This window comes from Caballeronia arationis, from assembly GCF_001544975.2.
GTDB classification, from domain to species: domain Bacteria; phylum Pseudomonadota; class Gammaproteobacteria; order Burkholderiales; family Burkholderiaceae; genus Caballeronia; species Caballeronia arationis.
The window spans coordinates 13861-33265 of sequence record NZ_FCOG02000069.1 but is presented as its reverse complement, the minus strand read 5'-3'; the positions used below and the strand labels follow the sequence as shown (position 1 = coordinate 33265).

General features: G+C 64.1%; 13 protein-coding genes. 3 read left to right on the top strand and 10 right to left on the bottom strand.

From position 1 onward, the window contains the following. Window positions 1–142 precede the first annotated feature (142 nt). From AWB81_RS28530 to AWB81_RS28490, 9 genes are all read right to left on the bottom strand, one after another. Window positions 143–1492 carry a glycosyltransferase WbuB gene (locus AWB81_RS28530; RefSeq protein WP_062639869.1) on the bottom strand — a complete coding sequence of 450 codons (1350 nt, stop codon included), beginning with the start codon at window positions 1490–1492 and terminating at the stop codon, window positions 143–145. Window positions 1493–1630: 138 nt separating this feature from the next. Next, window positions 1631–2773, bottom strand: coding sequence for a glycosyltransferase family 4 protein (locus tag AWB81_RS28525; RefSeq protein WP_062639867.1), 1143 nt, complete (start codon window positions 2771–2773; stop codon window positions 1631–1633). 53 nt (window positions 2774–2826) lie between these two features. Continuing rightward, complete coding sequence (locus tag AWB81_RS28520; protein ID WP_062639866.1) at window positions 2827–3783, bottom strand: GDP-L-fucose synthase family protein; 957 nt, start codon at window positions 3781–3783, stop codon at window positions 2827–2829. A 6-nt stretch (window positions 3784–3789) separates the two neighbouring features. Beyond that, a complete protein-coding gene (gene gmd / locus AWB81_RS28515) occupies window positions 3790–4908 on the bottom strand; it encodes a GDP-mannose 4,6-dehydratase (RefSeq protein ID WP_062639863.1) in 1119 nt (372 codons plus the stop codon). A 77-nt stretch (window positions 4909–4985) separates the two neighbouring features. Beyond that, window positions 4986–7214, bottom strand: a complete 2229-nt coding sequence (locus AWB81_RS28510) for a polysaccharide biosynthesis tyrosine autokinase (protein ID WP_062639877.1) — start codon at window positions 7212–7214, stop codon at window positions 4986–4988. A gap of 63 nt (window positions 7215–7277) precedes the next feature. Beyond that, entirely contained in the window at window positions 7278–8465 is a 1188-nt protein-coding gene (locus AWB81_RS28505; protein ID WP_200822564.1) for a polysaccharide biosynthesis/export family protein, read from the bottom strand. Between the two features lie 17 nt (window positions 8466–8482). Beyond that, entirely contained in the window at window positions 8483–9862 is a 1380-nt protein-coding gene (locus AWB81_RS28500) for an undecaprenyl-phosphate glucose phosphotransferase (protein ID WP_062639862.1), read from the bottom strand. 114 nt (window positions 9863–9976) lie between these two features. Further along, window positions 9977–11512: a mannose-1-phosphate guanylyltransferase/mannose-6-phosphate isomerase gene (locus AWB81_RS28495; protein WP_087135248.1), complete on the bottom strand. Its 1536-nt coding sequence runs from the start codon at window positions 11510–11512 to the stop codon at window positions 9977–9979. Window positions 11513–11619: 107 nt separating this feature from the next. Next, entirely contained in the window at window positions 11620–12621 is a 1002-nt protein-coding gene (locus tag AWB81_RS28490) for a GlxA family transcriptional regulator (RefSeq protein WP_062639873.1), read from the bottom strand. 1413 nt (window positions 12622–14034) lie between these two features. On the opposite strand from AWB81_RS28490, the gene AWB81_RS28485 reads away from it, so the two are divergent. Both AWB81_RS28485 and AWB81_RS28480 read left to right on the top strand, forming a co-directional pair. Continuing rightward, window positions 14035–16254 carry a hypothetical protein gene (locus AWB81_RS28485; RefSeq protein WP_235025943.1) on the top strand — a complete coding sequence of 740 codons (2220 nt, stop codon included), beginning with the start codon at window positions 14035–14037 and terminating at the stop codon, window positions 16252–16254. Window positions 16255–16601: 347 nt separating this feature from the next. Continuing rightward, window positions 16602–17054, top strand: coding sequence for a GDP-mannose mannosyl hydrolase (locus AWB81_RS28480; protein WP_062639860.1), 453 nt, complete (start codon window positions 16602–16604; stop codon window positions 17052–17054). A gap of 71 nt (window positions 17055–17125) precedes the next feature. On the opposite strand, the gene galU is transcribed toward AWB81_RS28480, so the two are convergent. Beyond that, entirely contained in the window at window positions 17126–18094 is a 969-nt protein-coding gene (gene galU / locus AWB81_RS28475) for a UTP--glucose-1-phosphate uridylyltransferase GalU (RefSeq protein ID WP_087135247.1), read from the bottom strand. Window positions 18095–18344: 250 nt separating this feature from the next. Here galU and AWB81_RS28470 point away from each other — a divergent pair, with 250 nt between their 5' ends. Next, window positions 18345–19385 carry a GlxA family transcriptional regulator gene (locus AWB81_RS28470; RefSeq protein ID WP_235025942.1) on the top strand — a complete coding sequence of 347 codons (1041 nt, stop codon included), beginning with the start codon at window positions 18345–18347 and terminating at the stop codon, window positions 19383–19385. Window positions 19386–19405 lie beyond the last annotated feature (20 nt).

Sequence of the window (19405 nt, the reverse complement as noted above, 5' to 3'; positions counted from 1 at the left end):
TCTTTGCAGCAGCAAAGAAAGTAAGTCCCGCCCCGGACAGGGGCAGAGCTAATGGACCACTAAGAAAACAAGTTCCATGGAGGCACAGGCGCATCAAACGGTGTCCGAAAGCAACCCAACACCCCAAGCGCCAGCGCCGCCCCTACTCAATCTTCTCGACCGAATGCAACATCACCGGCGAAGCCGCTTCGCTGACCCGTGCAAACGGCATCTCCGCTGCATCGACGCCAATCGCGTCGCCCACTTCGACATGTCGGCCATCCAGCGGCCGCCCCTCGACGAGTGAAGCAAGCTTGTCCTCGAGACGCCCGAACACCGCCACGGGCGAGAGCCGCTCCTGAGCAAACCGACGCCCCTGCGCACCAAGATACGCCCGCAACGCGGGATCGTCGACGAGCATGTCGATCGCCTCAGCGAGCTTCTCGACGTTCTCCGGCGGCACGACCACGCCGCGCGTGTTCACCGCTTCGAACAACTCCATGCCGGGCTGCGCCATCGCAATGACCGCGCGCGCGCTCGCGAACATGCCGGTGAGCTTCGACGGCATCACCAGATCGGCCACGTCGCCGCGTTGCGGCAGCACGTGAATATCCGCGAGATTCAGCAGTTCGTTAAGACGCTCGACCGGCTGCAGGCACATGAAGCGGCAGTTCGGCAGCTCCGCGCATCGGGCCTGCAACTTCGCCTTGGTCGCGCCGTTGCCGCAGAACACGAACACGATGTCATCGCGATCGGCCATGGCGGCAGCCGTCTCGGCCAGCACTTCGAGACCCTGCTTCGCGCCCATGTTGCCCGAATAAAGGACGACCTTCGCATGCTCCGCGATGTTCAGCTCGCGACGAAATTCGCTCGGGCGATCGAGCGGAAAAATCGCTGTCGTATCGACCCAGTTCGGCAGCAGGAAGGCGTTCGTATCGGTCACGCCCTTGCGCTTGGCGCGCTCCACCATCTTGTCGGAAATCGACGAGACGACCTTGAAACGCCGCATGAGCCATCGCTCGATCGCGAGCGCCGCACGCCCCGCCCGTTCGCTCTTGAGCAAGCCGAGTTCGAACGCGGCATCGACTTCGAAGTCCTGGATATGCAGCCACGAATTCGCTCGCGTGACGAACGAGAGTGCGAGCGCGGCCGGCGCATTCAGAAGACTCGGCGCGATCGTCATTACGACCTGCGGACGCCAGCGCGCATGCGAGACGAGCGCCGGAAGCGATGCCGCCGCAAACGATGCGAGATGCATCAGCCGCTTCACGCCATTGGGGCGCTTCGGCACCCAGAGCGGTGCGCGCGCGACCTCCACGCCACGCAGCGTCTCACGGCGGCCACGCCACCAGGAGAAGCCGTCGGCGACTTTCCACTCCGGATAGTAAGGCGGTGCGCACACCACGCGCACGTCATGGCCGCGCGCTGCCAGCGCCTCGGCCATCTCCGCCGTGTACTTGCCAGCACCCGTCAACTCGGGCGCGTAGTTCAGCCCGTAGATCAGAATTTTCATTTGGTCCCTCGCCCGACGGCCGCACCGTCGCCACGCATCGTGATGCGCGTTGATCGGCACCGGCCTGCGAACCGGCATCCCGTATCGCAGGCCCTTTCTCTTTCTGTAATGCGGTGACGCTTGCTCTCCCTTAGAAAATCAATCCATCAGCATCATCGCGCAGCCCCGCGCGATGTTCGCCGCAGCCGACGGGGGATCGAACCGCTGAATCACGTCGACGCAACGCTTCGCGACACCGGCCGTATCGGAGAACGCTTCGAGCGCCTTCAGTAGCGTGCGTTGCAATGCCGGAACGTCGCCGGCGGGGAACGAGTAGCCGGTCACGCCATCGATCACGAGTTCGGGCACGCAGCCGCAACTCTCGCTCACGATCACAGGACAGCCATGGCTCAGTGCTTCGTTGGTGACAAGGCCCCACGGTTCGCTCCGGCTCGGCAGCACCATGCTGGTGGCACCGAAGTATTCGCGCGAGAGCGGCGCGTCCTGCAGGCTGCCGAGAAAATGCACCGAGCCGGTGAGACCGATGTCGTCGACCTTCTGCTTCAGCTGGTCGCCCATCGGACCCGTGCCGACGATGCGCAGCGACGCGCCCGGCATCCGTTGCCTGATCCCGGCGAACGCATCGAGCAGCGTGCCGATGCCCTTCTCTTCCGACAGGCGCCCAACGAACAGGAACACCGGTGCACTGCCCTGGCGATAGTGAACGCGATCGGACACCGCCGTCTCCGGCGAGAACGAGCGCGGCAGCGCAGCAGCCTGGCACGGAATGAAGATCTTCTCCTGCTTCGCGCCGAGCGACATCAGGTACTCGCGGCTGCGCTGACCGAAGCCGAAGTAGCCGTCGCACAACGAGAAGAACACGCGCTTGGGAATCGACGTGAGCATCCGGCGCGGCCGGTCGTTGCCCGTCGAATCGCAGAACACCGCACGGCGCTTGCCGGTCAGGATGCAGGCCAGCATCATCGCCCAGTACTCGGGACGGTGATAGCCGGGCAGCACGACGAGGTCGGACTTCGCCTTCAGCACTTCCCACGTGAGACGCATCGTCAGGCGCCAGGTGGGCACGTCTTCATAGCAGCCGTTGTAGAGCTTCTTCATCGGATAGCGGTGGAACGAATAGTCCACGTCCGAAAAGCCGATCCGGTCGTGCTCCGTATCTGCGATCTGTACCATCGAGTAACTGATGGAACCATTGCCCGAGATGTTGTGCAGCGCGGAGAGGACGGCCCCCTTGTGCCGCGACCACACGACGTTATGAAAGATCGTGACCGAGCCTGTCATAGTCTTTTCTTCCCTGGAAGTGGAACCGCGAATGTCCGCGTTCAGGTGAGTGCTCATTCTGCAACCGCCATCTGTGACGATGCTGCATGATGTTCGAGGAAGTCCGCGTACGTCGCGCGGATACCGTCCTCGAGGGCGATCGTCGCCTTCCAGCCCATCTGTTCGAGCTTCGACACATCCAGCAGCTTGCGCGGCGTGCCATCGGGCTTAGTCGCATCGAAGACGAGCTCGCCCTCGAAGCCGACAACCCGGCACACGGTCTCTGCGAGGTCGCGGATCGTCAGGTCGTCGCCCATGCCGACGTTGAACACGCCATCGGCGACATCGCCTTCCATCAGGAAAGTCGCGGCATCGGCGAGGTCGTCGACGTGCAGGAACTCGCGACGCGGCGTGCCCGAGCCCCAGACTTCGAGCGAACTCGCGCCACGCACCTTCGCTTCATGCGCCTTGCGGATCAGCGCGGGCAGCACGTGGCTGCTCTGCAGGTCGTAGTTGTCGTTCGGTCCGTAGAGGTTGGTCGGCATCAGCGACACGAACTTCGTGCCGTACTGCGCGTTGTACGCCTCGCACATCTTCAGGCCCGCGATCTTCGCAATCGCATAGGCTTCGTTGGTCGGCTCGAGCGCGGAGGTCAGCAGATACTCCTCCTTGATCGGCTGCGGGCATGCCTTCGGATAGATGCACGAAGAACCGAAGAACACGAGCTTCGACACGTTCCAGCGGCACGCCGCATGAATCACGTTGGTCTCGATCGCCAGGTTCTCGTAGATGAACGAAGCCGGCATCGTCGAATTTGCGTAGATGCCCCCGACGCGCGCCGCCGCCAGCAACACCACATCGATCTGCTGCTCCTCGAAGAAGAGATTGACGCCGCCCTGGTCGGTCAGATCGAGATGCGCACGCGTGCGCGTCACAATGTTGCGATAACCTGCGTTCGCAAGCCGGCGCACGAGCGCCGACCCGACCATTCCCCGATGCCCCGCCACGAAGATGCGTGCGTTCTTGTCCATGGTTCTTTACTCGTGATGTTCGAGAGCCTTGAAACCCGCCAGCGTGACGAGCGCGTCGCGACGCGCGATCTGGAAGTCCGAGCGCACCATTTCCTTCACGAGCGACGAGAACGAGGTCTGCGGCTTCCAGCCGAGCTTCGAATGCGCCTTCGACGGATCGCCGAGCAGCGTCTCGACTTCGGTCGGGCGGAAGTAGCGCGGGTCGACGCGCACGATCACCTGGCCCGGCGTGAGCTTGGTTTCGCGGCTTTCGACGCGATCGACGATGCCCACTTCGTTCACGCCTTCGCCCTCGAAGCGCACGTGCACGCCGAGTTCCGCTGCCGCCTGCTGCACGAAGTCGCGCACGCTGTACTGCACGCCCGTCGCAATCACGAAGTCTTCCGGCTGTTCCTGCTGCAGCATCATCCACTGCATCTCGACGTAGTCGCGCGCATGACCCCAGTCGCGCAATGCGGAGAGGTTGCCGAGGTACAGGTCGTCCTGCAGGCCGACCGCGATGCGAGCGATGGCGCGCGTGATCTTGCGCGTGACGAAGGTCTCGCCGCGCACCGGCGATTCATGGTTGAACAGGATGCCGTTGCACGCGTACATGCCATACGCTTCGCGGTAGTTCACCGTGATCCAGTACGCATAGAGCTTCGCGACTGCATACGGGCTGCGTGGATAGAACGGCGTGGTTTCCTTCTGCGGAATTTCCTGCACGAGACCGTAGAGTTCGGAAGTCGAAGCCTGGTAGAAGCGCGTCTTCTTTTCGAGGCCGAGAATGCGGATCGCTTCCAGGATGCGCAGCGTGCCGATGCCGTCGGCATTCGCCGTGTATTCCGGCTCTTCGAAGGAAACCGCTACGTGGCTCTGGGCTGCGAGGTTGTAGATTTCGTCGGGCATCACGCGCTGCACGATGCGCAGGAGGCTCGTCGAATCGGTCAGGTCGCCGTGATGCAGGAAGAGACGCTGGTCCGGATCGTGCGGATCGCGATACAGGTGGTCGATGCGGTCCGTGTTGAAGAGCGAGCTGCGGCGCTTGATGCCGTGCACCTCGTAGCCCTTCTCGAGCAGCATCTCCGCCAGATACGAACCATCCTGCCCCGTGATGCCCGTGATCAATGCGACTTTACGATTCATTCTCAACCTCGCCTTATTAGCCTGTTCGATTCGGCGCGCTCGGTCGCGCGCCGTGTGTTTGTGTCCACTAATCTTTTTTATTCGGAGATGCTCTCGTAGCCGTAATAGCCTGCGTAGGTGCTGCCCATCAGCATCTTCGACTGCGGTACGTCCGTCAGCAAAACGCCCTTCATGTTCACGCCGCCGTGGTGCAGGCGCTTCATCGTTTCACCGATCTCCTGCACCTGGTTCTTGCCATGGCGCACGACGAGCAGGCTCGTGCCCGCATGCTTGCCGATGACGGTCGCATCGGTGACTGCGAGAACCGGCGGCGTGTCGACGATGACGAGGTCGTAGCGGTGCTTCAGTTCTTCGAGCACTTCACCGAGGCGATCGCTCATCAGGAGCTCGGACGGATGCGACGGCAGCGATCCCTTCGTGATCAGGTCAACGCCCGGCAGCACGTCGTGCAGGATCGCGCCCGACACGTCGGCACCCATCAGCACGTCGGACAGACCCGGCGAATGACGCACGCCGAAGTGCGAGTGGATGTCGCCGCGGCGCATGTCGCCGTCGATCAGCAGGACGCGCTTTCTCGTCGATGCAACGAGCGTCGCGAGGTTGACCGAGAGGAACGACTTGCCGGCTTCGGGACGCGAGCCCGTCAGCATCACGACGTTGTTGCGTGCTTCGGCCATCTGCAGCTGCAGCGACGTGCGCAGCCCGCGGATGCCTTCCACTGCGGCGTCTTCCGGCGCTTGCGCGGCGAGCACGTGCAGTCCTTCGTGACGCTGGCCGACCTTGCGTTGCAGGCGCAGTTGCGTGTTGCTGCGCGGGACGATGGCGAACACGCGCACACCCAGTTGACGCTCGATGTCTTCCGGACGCTCGACGCCGCCATACAGCGCCTTGCGAACGAACGCGACGATGATGCCGAGCAGGAGGCCGACGCCCGCGCTGATCAGGATCACGATCAGGCGCTTCGGACGAACAGGATCGTCGGCGGCTTGCGCGAAGTCCACGACCCGCACGTTGCCGATCTGGCCGGCCTTCGCGACGCGCAGTTGCTGCGCCGTGTTCAGCAGGTTCGTGTACAGCTCGGTGTTCACACGCACGTCACGCAGCAGGCGCAGCGCGGTCTGCTCGGTATCCGGCAGCACGGACACGCTCTTGCCGAGACGGGTCTGCGCGCTGGACAGTGTGCCGATCTGCGCGTCGAGTGCCTGCACCGACGGATGGTTCGCAGTGAAGCGTTGCGACATCTCGGCACGTTGCTGTTGCAGATCGGTGAGCTTGGTCTTGTTGTCCACGATCTGTTGCAGCAGCAGGCGGCTTTCCTCGGAGAGGTCGACCGTGCCCTGACGGTTGCGGAACGTGTTGTAGCGCTGTTCCGCTGCGTCGAGCTGCTTGCGCAGTTCGGGCAGTTGTTCGTCGAGGAACGCGAGCGTGTGCTCGGCTTCGAGCGAACGCTTCTCGACATCCTGCTGCACGAAGCGGCGGGCGATGTTGTTGACGATCGTCGAGGCCTGCTTGCTGTCGCCGCCTTCCAGGCTCACGCCGATAATGCCGGATTGCAGCGCGGTCTCAGCCACGGTGAGGCGCTTCTGCAGCAGGTCGATGGTGCCGAGCGTGGAGGCGCGTTGCAGTTCGAACTGCGATCCCGCCGGGCCGACGAGCTTGTCGACCTTCAGCTTGACCGGACCGAGCGTGCTCGAACCCGATACGACCTCGCCGACCTTGCCGGTGAGAATCGCGACGCCATCCGGGTCGTTCAGCACGTAGCTGCCGTTTTCGCCTGCGACGAGCGTGAAGGTCTTCTCGTACTGCTCCTTCGGCGTGTCGAAGAGCGGCACTTCGATCTGCTCGTTGCCCCATGCGAAGCGCTGCATGTAGCCCTTCGGCATCGGGATGTTGAACGTCGACAGCGCGCTCGAGATGAGTCCGCCGACGAACGGGAAGTAGCGCGGCGACGCCGTGATGTCGAGGTGCATGCGCTGGACCGCGTCTTCCACGACGAGGCGCGAGCGCAGCAGCTCGATTTGCGCGGCAGTCGTCGACTTGGAGTCGAACATCTGCGACACGGTCTGCATCGCGTTCTGGTTGTTGTTATTGTTGTTCGCGTTGTTGCTTTCTTCTACCTGGATCAGTGCATCCGCCCGGTAGGTGGGCGGAGCGAGGAACGCGTACGCCGCCCCCAACGCAATCACCGCGATCATGACGGAGGTAACCAGCTTCCAGTTGCCGAGAACGGCCGCCAGATAGTCCGATAATCGCAGCTCGTCCCCCGTCGAAACGTCCGAGTATCGTGTGTCAAAGTTCATCGCCATGGTCTCGCTCACTCTTTCTGACTTGCGCATTGGGCGGCGCGCGACCCCCGCGCGCCTACTCGCTTACTTGGTTACGATTGCTGCGGTCAGGCCTGCGTTGATTGCCGGCAGCAGCAGGTTCAGCACGCGGCTAAAGCGTACGAGACCGCTGTTGTCGATGTACACGACGTCCTTCGGTTGCAACTCGAAGTTGTTCGCGAGCAGCATCGACACCGGCGAGCGCGCATCCAGCTTGTAGATCTCCGGCTTGTCGCTCTGTCCATTGCGAATCACGTACGTCTCTTTCGGATTCGACGTTTCCTGGTTCAGGCTGCCTGCCTGCGAGATAGCGTCGGAAAGCGTGAGCTTGCCGTTCTTCATCGGCAGCACGGTGGCGGGCTTGTTCACTTCGCCCATCACGTAGATGCCGTTCTCGTCGCGCGAGTCGACGCGCAGCGAATCGCCCGGCTTGAGCACGATGTCCGAAGGCGTGCGGCCCTTCTTCGTCATGCCGGCCATGTTGATGTGATACGTCGTACCATCACGCATAAGAGTGACGCGGCTCTGATCCGCGGTCGGTGCGAAACCGCCCGCACGACCGATGGCTTCCGTCAGCGTCATCGGAATGTCGTTGAAGGTCTGCGTGCCGGGTGCGCGAACTTCGCCGTCGATATACACCTGCGACGAACGGAACGACGACACGCGCACCGTGAGCTGCGGCTTCACGAACACCTTCGAGAGTTCCTTGTACAGCTCGCGCTGCACTTGCTCGGCCGTCTTGCCCGCGACGTGCAGCGGCTTCGTCACATACGGGAACTGCAGGTTGCCGTCCGCATCGACGACGAAACCGGGCGCCGCATCCGAGGGACGCGTGTTCGGGTTCGGCTGGCCGAGTGCCGCGACGAGTTCCGGGTGATCCCAGACCGTGATCTGCAGCACGTCGCCCGTGCCGAGCGTGTAGGCGCTCGGCGTGCCGAAGAGACTGGCGAGCGGATCGGGACCGCTCGACGACGGCTGCTCGGCGCGCATCTTGCGCACGAGCGTCAGGTCGATCGGGGTGATCGGGATGTTGACTTCGGATGCCGGATCGCCGGCATCGTTGCTCGTTTCGACGAGCGTCGCGGGCGTCTGCATGCGCATGCCCGGTGCCAGACCGCAACCGGCAAAAAGTGCGCATAGCGTGGCAGCCGCGGCGAGCGTGCCGAGCCGGAAACCAGACACGCCGCGTTTGGCGGCCAGCGACGTGGTGCTTGTTTGTTGTTGGATGAGCATATTGGTCGTCCCCTGCGTCAGTAAGCGTTGGTGTGCCGTAGTCCTTTGAAGATCGTTGCGGCGATGATTCTCATGTCGAGGCCGAACGACCAGTTACCGAGGTAGTACAAATCGTGTGCGACGCGTCCCTCCATTTTTTCGATGCGGTCCGTTTCGCCGCGAAAACCATTGATCTGCGCCCAGCCAGTGATGCCCGGCTTGATGCGATAGCGATGGATGTATCCAGAGACGACCTTCTGGTACAGGTCGTCGTGCTCCAGCGCGTGCGGGCGCGGACCGACGACGGACATGTCGCCACGCAGCACGTTGAAGAATTGCGGCAGCTCGTCGAGGCTCGTGCGGCGCAGGAACGCGCCCACGCGTGTCACTCGCGGATCGTTGCGGGTTGCCTGGCGGACCACGCCTGCCTTCTCGGTATGCACACGCATCGAGCGGAACTTGTAGATCAGAAAGACCCGGCCGTCCGCGCCCTTTCTGCGCTGCTTGAAGAAGACCGGGCCGCGCGAAGTGAGCTTGATCGCGAGCGCGATCATGATCAGAAGCGGCGACACGGCGAGTAGCGCAGCAGCCGCGAAAGCGCGATCGAAGAGTTCCTTCTGGAGCATCGCGCTCGGCGAGAGCGGCGACGCCACGAGGTTGATGGCCGTCTCGCCCAGGAGGTCCGTCACGCCGGACTCGAAGAGCGCGAGGCTGCGCACGTCGGGAATGAAGCGCACGTTCACCAGGTCGTCGCGGAACTCGTTGACGAACTTAAGGATCGTGCGTTCGTGCGTCAGCGGCAGCGCGAGCCACACTTCCTGGACGCCCTGCGTGCGCACGTAATTGACGAACGCGACGTGGTCCTCGAACACCGGCACGCGGGTGTTGATGCGGCCGCTTTCGGGTGTCGCGTTGCAGACTGCCGTCGCACGAAAACCGGACGCCGGCAGACGGTCGATCTTGCGCACGATCGATTCGCAATGCCTGCCGCAGCCGACCACCGCCACCGAATGCAGGTTCATGCCGGCGTTGCGCATCCGCCCGAGCAACGCGTGCGTGACGAGCCGCCCGGCAATGAGCAGCCCGCCGGACATCGCAGTCCAGTAGGCGAACCACAGGCGCGACACGTAGTCGAGCCGATGCAGCGAGAACATCAGCACGAGCGCGCACGCCTGCACGATCAGCCACGCGAGCGACACCTGGCTCGCGAGGACGATCTTCGAGCGGCCGCGCCACGACTGATACACGCCGAAGCCCGGAAAGAGCGCCAGCGAAAACGCTGCCGCGAACGCCACGAAGGCGACGTAGAAGCGATGTGCTTCGATGTTGTCGAAACGAATCTGCGAGGCCACGGCAGCGCCGCAGACAATCATTGCGACGTCGAACAACCGCGCCAGTAATCCCTGTAAATCGCGCATCCTCTTTCTCCCCGTACTTCAAACCGATGACGTGCTGCTACCCGCCCCATCCTCCTCTCTGCCAGCCCTACGCCGTGCCGTGTCCCGTCGTTCTTGTAGGCTGCCTGCCCTGCTTCAGCTGCGGCCGTAGGTATCGTCGAAGCGAACGATGTCGTCTTCGCCGAGGTACGAGCCCGACTGCACTTCGATGATCTCGAGCGGCACCTTGCCCGGGTTCTCGAGCCGGTGCGTCACCCCGAGCGGGATATACGTCGACTCGTTCTCCGAGAGCAGGAACTGCTCTTCGCCGCGCGTGACGAGCGCCGTGCCGCAGACGACCGTCCAATGTTCCGCGCGGTGGTGATGCATCTGCAGCGAAAGACGCGCGCCCGGGCTCACGACGATGCGCTTCACCTGGAAGCGGTCGCCGTGGTCGATCGAGTCGTAGAAACCCCACGGGCGGCGCACCTTGCGATGCGCTTCTGCTTCAGGCGCATGCTCCTGGCGAATCCGCGACACGAGCCCCTTGATGTCCTGCACGCGCGAGCGGTCGGCGACGAGCACCGCGTCGTCCGTCTCGACCACGATGATGTTGGTCGTGCCGACACACGCGACGAGCCGTCCGCCTTCCGAGCGCGCATAGCTCGAGGTCGCGCCTTCGAACACCACGCGGCCGCTTGCGACGTTGCCCGATTCGTCCTTCTCCATCGCGTCCCACACGGCGTCCCACGAACCGAGGTCCGACCAGCCCGCGACGAGCGGCACGACCACGCCCGCGCAAGGCGCGCTCGCCGTGCCGACGTGTTCCATCACCGCATAGTCGATCGAATCGGACGGGGCGCGGCCGAAGGCAACGGCGTCCGGGCGCAGGTACGCGCCGTCGGTGCGTCCTTCCTTCACCGCCGCGACGCACGCCGCGTGCATCTCCGGCTGGAGGCGTTCCAGGGCCGCGAGCCACACGCTCGCGCGCACCACGAAAATTCCGCTGTTCCACCAGTAGGTGCCGGCCGCGACGTATTGCGCCGCGAGTTCGGCAGCCGGCTTCTCGACGAAGCGGTCGATCTGGTGTGCGCCTTCCTCGAGCGCGCCGCCGAGGCGGATATAGCCAAAGCCGGTGTCGGGCCGCGTCGGCGGAATACCGAGCGTCGCGATCGAGCCTGCCTCCGCGTGCTTCGCGGCGATGTCGATCGCACGATGCAGCGCGGGGATGTCGGCGATCGAGTGATCGGCCGGCATCGCAACGATGATCGCGTCTTCGCCGTCGGCGCACGCGAGCGCCGCGGCGAGGGTCAATGCGGGCGCCGTGTCGCGCCGAGCCGGCTCGACGACAATGCGCGCCGCCACGCCGCTCGCGCGGACCTGCTCTTCGGTCGTGAAGCGATGTTCCTCACCGCAGACGATGATCGGCTCGGCCGCGACCTTCCAGTCGCCGGAAAAGCCCTTCATGCGTGTGACCGTCGCCTGAAGCAGCGAGTCAGGACCGACCACGCCGATCAGTTGCTTCGGAAATTGTTCGCGGGACATCGGCCAGAGGCGCGTGCCGGAACCTCCGGCGAGAATGACCGGGACGAGCGAGCGGCACGGCCCGGCGAACTTCGCCGGGCCTGCCTCCGCCCCCACCCCACTCTCGTAACCTGCCTGATCCGTTGCCTGCGTTTCGCTTCTCGTCATCGTTTGACTCCTGCTCCCAAATAGTGCGTTCGCGGAATACCGCTCTTAACAATGCTCTCACGCCCGGGCACCTGCCCGGTGCGTGTCGTGTCGATACGCCGTGCGGCTCAGCCGCTCGGGTCGCGCCTGCTCTGCATCCGGTATTCGGTTGGAGAGATCAGGAGGCGCTTTCTGAAAATCTTGGCGAGACGGTCGCCGTTGCCCATGCCACTCCTGCGCGCGATCTTGTCGACCGGCAGCTCGGAATCCGTCAGCAACGCGCAGGTCACTGCGAGCCGTGCCTGCAGCAAATAGTCCGACGGCGTGATGCCCATCTCGATCTTGAAGCGGCGCAGGAAGTTGCGTTCGCTCATCGCCGCGACCTGCGCGGCGTCGACGACCGAAATCGGCCGTTCGCAGTTGTCCTGCAGCCAGCGCGCCGCCGCCCGGATCTTGTCGCCGGCGGTCGCGGCGCCGCTGTCGCCGAGCAGCGACACGAGCTTCGCGGCCGAACCCGGCATCAGCCGTTCCGCGACGCCGCGCGAGACGTCGAGCCCCAGGTCGCGCTTGACGATCAGGAGCGCGCCCTTCATCGATTCGTAGCGGTCGCCCGCTTCGCTGCCGTCCGAGTCACGCACCGCGTGGATCATCGACGAGCCGTAGCGCGCATGCGTTTCGTGCGCATTGCCGATGCCGGCGGCGTCGAGCACCTTGCGGCCCTCGGAGATCGACTTGACCACCGTCGTCTTCGAATGGACGCGGCGCACCCATTCGATGATGCGTTCGTCGCCTGCCGCGTCGTCGGCGCCCCGGCCGCCCGCGACGAAGAGCGCGTCGAACCCGCCGTAGTGGCGTGCATCGAGTCCGTCGGTCCAGACGCGAACCGATGACGAGCACGCCACGTTGCCGCCTTCGACCGAGAGGAAGCGCACGTCGTACGTGCATTCCGCCCGACCCTTTGCCGACGACAGCTCGTTCGCCATGTGGAAGACTTCGGCGACGATGCCGGCGCCGAGGAGCGAAAACCCGTCGAACAACAGGATTGCGATGCGTCTCACCTCGGACTGCGAGCTTCTGGTCGAGGTGGGAACCCACCCCATGACCGCGGGTTCGAGATTGGCGTAAGGCATGGTCATCCTCTGCAACATGCGTAATCCACAGCCTGTGGAAGGTCGCTGCCATTGCGGTGCATCATGGCGATCGCCGAATTGCCTCAGGCTGCGCGTGACCGATGGAAGCGAGATGTTGGCGGAATTGGTCCGCTGGCTTGAATCATAAACAGCCAAACTTTTTTATGCTCGCGATTTTCGCGCTGAAAGCCGGAAACTTGTTCTGATATGCGGCGGAACGCACATTGATATCCCTCCCCAACTTCAGTCCGAGCGTTCGTTCATGCATTCGTCAAACAGACGCGGCATTCGGAGCATGTCCCTATAGAGCAGTTTCTAGTCCGATTCGAATTCGCAGCGGCCAGATCGGACAGCCGGCCTTGCTGTGCAAGGCCTTGCAAGAACAGTCAAGGATCCGGGCCGACGGCAATCCGACCCTCAGATGTTTAAAACTGATTCATCCATGAAACATTGAAATGTCCAATCGATTCCGGGCTTTTCTTTCGATTCAACATTTTTGCTACCTTTGTTACCGATCTGAATCAACTTTTAAGGGAGAATGAATACCTCCAGATATGCCGCCGTTACATTAACTATTAATGCGCAGGCATTTTAAAATCTGGCCGTAATATGCGACTGCTTTAATTATCCGGTAAAACCGTCACGTTTTATCAAAGCGGCTATTGAACTGCATTGGTATGAACAACGATATTGCGCCGCAGCAGACCGGTCACCGCCCCGCTCTCCCCCATGTACGCTGCGATCCGCCGCCCGGCCGTATCCGCCAACTTTTCGTCGATTGCGGCGCCGCATTCACTGCGCACGATTCTTGTCTGCCAATTGCCGGGTGACGAAGTTCGGAAAGACGGCGCAGCCAGCCGGTCATTATTCCCCCGACGAATCGCGCCGCCTGACACACGCCGATGGCCTCCGCCCAACGGTCTCCGCATGGTGCGCAGGCATCGTGCCGGGGCACGCGTGCACCGTTCGGGCCGTGTTTCACTTCTGACACTCGGCCGATTCGAGGCGTTCGCGACGCAGCGTGCGCCCGCGCACGCATCGCGCCTTGTGCGGCGCGATGCTGTCCCGGTCCGCCAACCTTCAGCGCAATGACTATCCCGTTCGAAAGGGGTGACTTATGCTGGATTTGCCTTGTCGCGCGGATCGGGGGATCGCGCAGGCGCCACGTGGCAGGGCGTTCCAAGGTACCGGACGTTGCGTCCGTCTGGAACCAGAACGATCCGCCGTCGATCGGCACCGCGAGAATGTGGTCTGGCGCACTATCGGGCGAACGGGCCCCAAAAACGTTTCATTTTCGTAGCACAACGCCCGCGGCGGCCATTTCGGAGCGTTGCGGCACGTGATCAATCGTACGGAACTTACATTTCGGAACCCATGAATCCAGAAGCCGTTCCGCCCCGCCCCATCGATTCCGTGCGAAATCCTCGCGTCGCGCGGAAACAACACCGTCGCGCGACGCTGCTTGGCATCGCCGTGTTTCTGTTGCAGGCCTGCGATCGGGCGACGTCGGTGGAAGCTGGCGCGGCTGCGCCTCAGCCCGCGTCGGGTGCGCTGACGATCGACGGCACGGCGTGGTTGCCGTGCGCGGCGGAAAACGCAACCTGCACCTTTCGGGGCACGGCCCGTGTGCTGTACGGCACACCGACTCAGCACGTGATCAAGGAATTCACGGACCAGACGCCCTGCGACAACACCGCTTTCGACGACCCCGCGCCCGGCGCCGACAAGCGCTGCTGGTATTCGGGAGGCGCGGCGGCCAAAAGCCGGCCAGGCGCCAGGCCCGCGCAGGTGGCATCCGCCGCTCAGGCCGACGCCGCGCCCGCCGAGCCGCTCCTGCAATGCAAGGGGCCGGGCGCGCCCGGCCCCGCGACCGCGACGGGCGATCCGATCGAAGCCGACACCCCCGGCAGCGACGGCACGCGCTTGTTCGCGCGCGGCGCGCCGGTGAAGATCGCGTTCACGGCGCGCGCAACCTCCGCCGATGCCCTCGCCTGGCAGATTCGCGACGCCTGGAACGTCGTGCGCGCGAGCGGCCGTTTCTCCGTGGCGGCGGGCGCGGGCAGCTACACGCTCACCTGCACGACGCAGACGGCCGGCTACTTCGCCATCTCCGCGACGCTCGCCTCGCAAAAGGGCACGCTCGCGGCGCGGGGCACGCGGCCGTCGGGCATTGCGTCCTTTGGCGTGCTGCCCGACGTATCGGCTGCGCTGCCCGCCGTCGACTACGCGCATCCCGACCAGCACCGCTTCGGCGGACAGGGCGCCGCGTATCTGAAGCCGGGCGAATCATGCTGTTCCGGCGACGGTTACCGCCCGCTCTATCCGAACCTCGGCCTCACCTGGGTGAATGACAACCGCAACTGGTACATGACGGAGCCGAAGGCCCCGAACACCTTCAACGCCGCCACCGACAACCTCACGCCCTTCTTCCGGCCGGGCGATCTCCTGCGGCTCATCCAGCTCGACGGCATCCCCGGCTGGGCGAGCCCGACGCACACCGATACGCACAGCTACGCGCCCGCGTCGCTCGACCAGTACCGCGCGTACATGAAGCGCGTCGGCGAGGAATCGAACACGGTGAGGAAGCGCTATTTCCCGCGCCAGTCGAACAATTACTACCAGGTCACCTGGGAGCCCGACTACGAAGGCGGCCTGCCCTGGCGCGACACCGACGCAAACCTCGTCGCGATGTTCAAGGCGACCCACGACGCGATCCACGCCGGCGATCCGAACGCGGTCGTGATGGGGCTCACGCTGTCCGCGCTCTCGAAGAATACGGAGTGGCTGAGGCGCCTCGCTCCGCTCGGCATCGGCAAGTATCTCGATGGCGTCAGCGCGCACGGCTACTACGACATCGGCACGTCGCCGTCGCATCCGCCGGAGCGCTTCGCCGGCAGCAGCAGCCCGTCGACCGCAGCCAAGGCGCTGCCCGCCGCGATGCGCGAATTGCGCCGGGCGATGACGGAGATCGTCAGGCCGGGCGCGAAGCTCTTCGTCACCGAAACGGGCGTCAGCTACGACATCGGCAGCAAATACGGCCCGACCTATCCGAACGCGAACATTCTCTACGCGCAGGGCGCGGTGGTCGCGCGCATGCACCTGATCCTGCTCGGCGAAGGCGCCGACGTGAGCTTCGTGTTCTATTCGGCCGATCCGCCGGAAGTCGGCTATGGCGTCTTCTTCGACCTCGTGAATCCTCAGGGCGGCTTCGGCCAGAAGGAGATCAGCCCGAAGCCGGCAGCGATGGGCGTCGCCGCGATGACGCGTCTCGTCGACGGCACGACGACGCTCGGCCCCCTCAACGGCACGCCGAAGAACATCCATGCGTACGCGTTCCAGCGCCTGAACGGCGGCAAGGTCGTCACCGCGCTGTGGACGCACAACAACAAGGAGTGGCCCGGCGCCGAAGGTTTCAGCTCCACTTACGCGGAAAACTACAGCCTCGTCGTCGATGCACCCGACAAGTCGGGCAACGTGACGGTATTCGACATGATGGGCAACGCGTCGACGATGCCTTACAGGAACGGACGCGTCGCGCTCGCGCTGACCGAAGCGCCCGTCTACGTGGTTTCCGACAACGCAGAGGTCGCGCGCGCGAACGTAACGGCGCCGGCCGGCTATATCGGCCAGTGAGCGCGCGGACGCGCGCCCGGGCTGCCCCGGCCCGCGCCCCGAAACACGTACTTGCAACAGACGCGCCCGCTTGGCTCGCCTAGACGGTCTTTCGGCGTTTTTCGCCAGTGTCCGAAACCGACGCGACATTTTGTCGAGCGTTACACTCGATTCAGCCGGTTGTTCCGTCGCGCGCTAGCCGAGGCGGCCATCCGGAGCTTCGCCGGAATCCGGGCATGCGAAGCGAGCGCAACCACCGGCTCCAGTCCCATCCGACGCAGCAGTTCACAGCAGAGAAACGCGGCACGGCCACGGAATTCCCGGGGAGGCTGGCGCCCGGACACACACATAATTACAGCGGAGCAAAGATGCTTAGCGAGGCGGATTTTCTGGACGTCGTCCGGCTTACGCCACTCGTCTCGATCGACCTGATCGTAACCGACGGCAACCGGCGAGTACTCGTAGGACAACGGCGCAATCGCCCGGCGCAGGGCACGTGGTTCGTGCCGGGCGGGCGCATCAAGAAGGATGAATCGATCGATACGGCGTTCACGCGCATCGTCAACGACGAACTCGGCGTGGCGAGCGTGGAGCGCTCGTCGTCGCGGCTCTACGGCGTGTTCGAGCACCGCTACGCGGACAATTTCGCGGGCGCGCCCGGCATCACGACGCACTACATCGTGATCGCCTACGCGATGAACCTGACCGGGACGGTGCCGATCGGCCGCTTTGACCAGCACAGCAACTACGCGTGGCTGCAGCCCGACGAGCTGCTTCAGCGCGAAGACGTCCACGACAACACCAAGGCGTACTTCAGGTAGCGACGCGAGGGTTTTTGCGCGGGCTCACGCCGATCCGGATTCGCGCGCGGCGCGCGCGAATCCGTGGGCGATCACGCGAGAGCGGCGGACAGGTCGTCCGAACTGGCGTCGCTTGCGTCGTTCACGTCGTTCGCTGCGGGGATTGCTGCTGCCTTGCCGGCCTGATTGCGGGCGTCGAAATGCGCGCGCAGATACGTCTCGAACTGCGCGGCCACTTCGGGATGGCGCAGCGCGAATTCGACCGTCGCCTTCAGGTAGCCGAGCTTGCTGCCGCAGTCGAAACGCGTGCCCTTGTAGCGGTGCGCCAGCACCTGTTCGTGCGCAAGCAGCGACTGAATCGCGTCGGTCAGCTGGATCTCGCCGCCCGCGCCGGGCTTCTGTTTCCTCAGGTGTTCGAAAATGCGCGGCATCAGCACGTAGCGGCCGACCACGCCCAGATTCGACGGCGCCGCCGCCGGCTCCGGCTTCTCGACCACGCGCGAGAGCTTGAAGAGACCGTCGTCCCACTGCCTGCCCTCGATCACGCCATACGAGCGCGAATCGCGCCGGTCGATCTCCTCGACCCCGATCACCGACGAATGATAGTGATCGAACACGTCCACCATCTGGGACAGCACGGGCGGCTCGCCGTCGATGAGGTCGTCGGCGAGCATCACGGCGAACGGCTCGTTGCCGATCAGCTTCTCCGCGCACAGCACCGCGTGCCCGAGGCCGAGCGGCTCGGCCTGGCGCACGTAGAAGCAGTCGATGTGACTCGGTTTGATGCTGCGCACGAGATCGAGCAGCGCCTGCTTGCCGCGCGCCTGCAATTCGGCTTCGATTTCATAGGACTTGTCGAAGTGATCCTCGATCGCGCGCTTGCCGCGCCCCGTCACGAAGATCATCTCCGTGATGCCGGCGGCCGCGGCCTCCTCGACGGCGTACTGGATGAGCGGCTTGTCGACGACGGGCAGCATCTCCTTCGGGCTTGCCTTGGTCGCGGGGAGGAACCGGGTGCCGAGACCCGCGACTGGAAATACCGCCTTTTTCACCTTTAGCATTGCTTCACCCTTCGAGTTGTGTGGTTGGCCTTCCTGCGCGTGTTGCCTTCGGGTGCGCGACTCGCGACCCGCGACGACATGCATTTATTTGTCTGACTACCAGAGAGGCCAGCTTATTACCCCGATATCGAAACCATCTGCCAACACCTCGTCATTTTCCGACTAGCGTAACGGCGCCATGCCCCGCCCGCGTATAGTGGGACGCATATGCAATGACTTCCCGCTAAGCGGTTCGCGCTGGAGACTGTCGATGGGATACGGGAACGGTATGGGGCGGCTTTCGGTCGTGCGCTCGCCCGAACCCGATGCACTGCCGCGTGACACGGCAAAACGCATCGGAATTCTGATCTTTGAAGATTTCTCGCTGGTTGAGGTGAGCTCAATCTCCGAAGTGTTTTTCCTCGCCAACCAAATACGCAGGCCGGCTGCGGGCGCGTCCGCATCGGCCGAAACGCCGAATTATTCGCTGCTCTTTCTTTCGAGCGAGGGCGGCAGCGTCGCGAGCAGCTGCTCGATGCGCATCTGGACCGAGAGCCTCGACAACCGCTGGATGAACGACTGCGACGCGCTTTTCATCGCCGGCGGCCAGGGCGCGCAGCGCGCGCGGCACGACAGCGCGTTGCGCAAGCGTCTCGGGCGCGTCGCGCCGAAGATCCCGTTCGTGAAGGCCATCGGCGAAGGCGCGCAGATTCTCGCGGCCGCCAATCTCACGCTGCAGAACCGCTCGCTCGATTTCGCCGGGGAGCCGGCTGCCGCTTCCGCGATCACGAATTCGCTGTTCATCGCCGAGCAGACGCTTACGCTCGACGACCCCAAGGGCCCGATCGCCGCGGCGCTCTCGATCATCAAGCGCGACTACGGAGCGGCGGTGGCGCGCGAAGTGTCGGAGCGTTCGATTCCGGGCGCTTGGCAAAAGCTCTCGACGGTGCTCGACGACACCGACAGCGGCGGCGTGCGCCAGAAGATCGACGCGGCCGCGCGCTGGATCCGCGAGAACTACGTGCGGCAGATTTCGATCGCCGATGCGGCGCGCGTCGCGGCGATGAGCGAGCGCAATTTCCTGCGCCGTTTCAAGGCGCAGGTCGGGCTCACGCCGTCGGAATACCTGTTGCGCGCGCGGCTCGATGCGAGTTGCATGCTGCTCGCCGCGACCGACCTGCCGGTCGACAAGATCGCGCGGCGCTGCGGCGCGGGCAGCGGCGACGGGCTCGCGAAAATCTTCCGCAAGCGCCTGTCGATTTCGCCGACCGAATACCGCATGGCGGGCAAGCGCAAGCTGGATACCCAATAAGAAGAACATTTCGACGGACC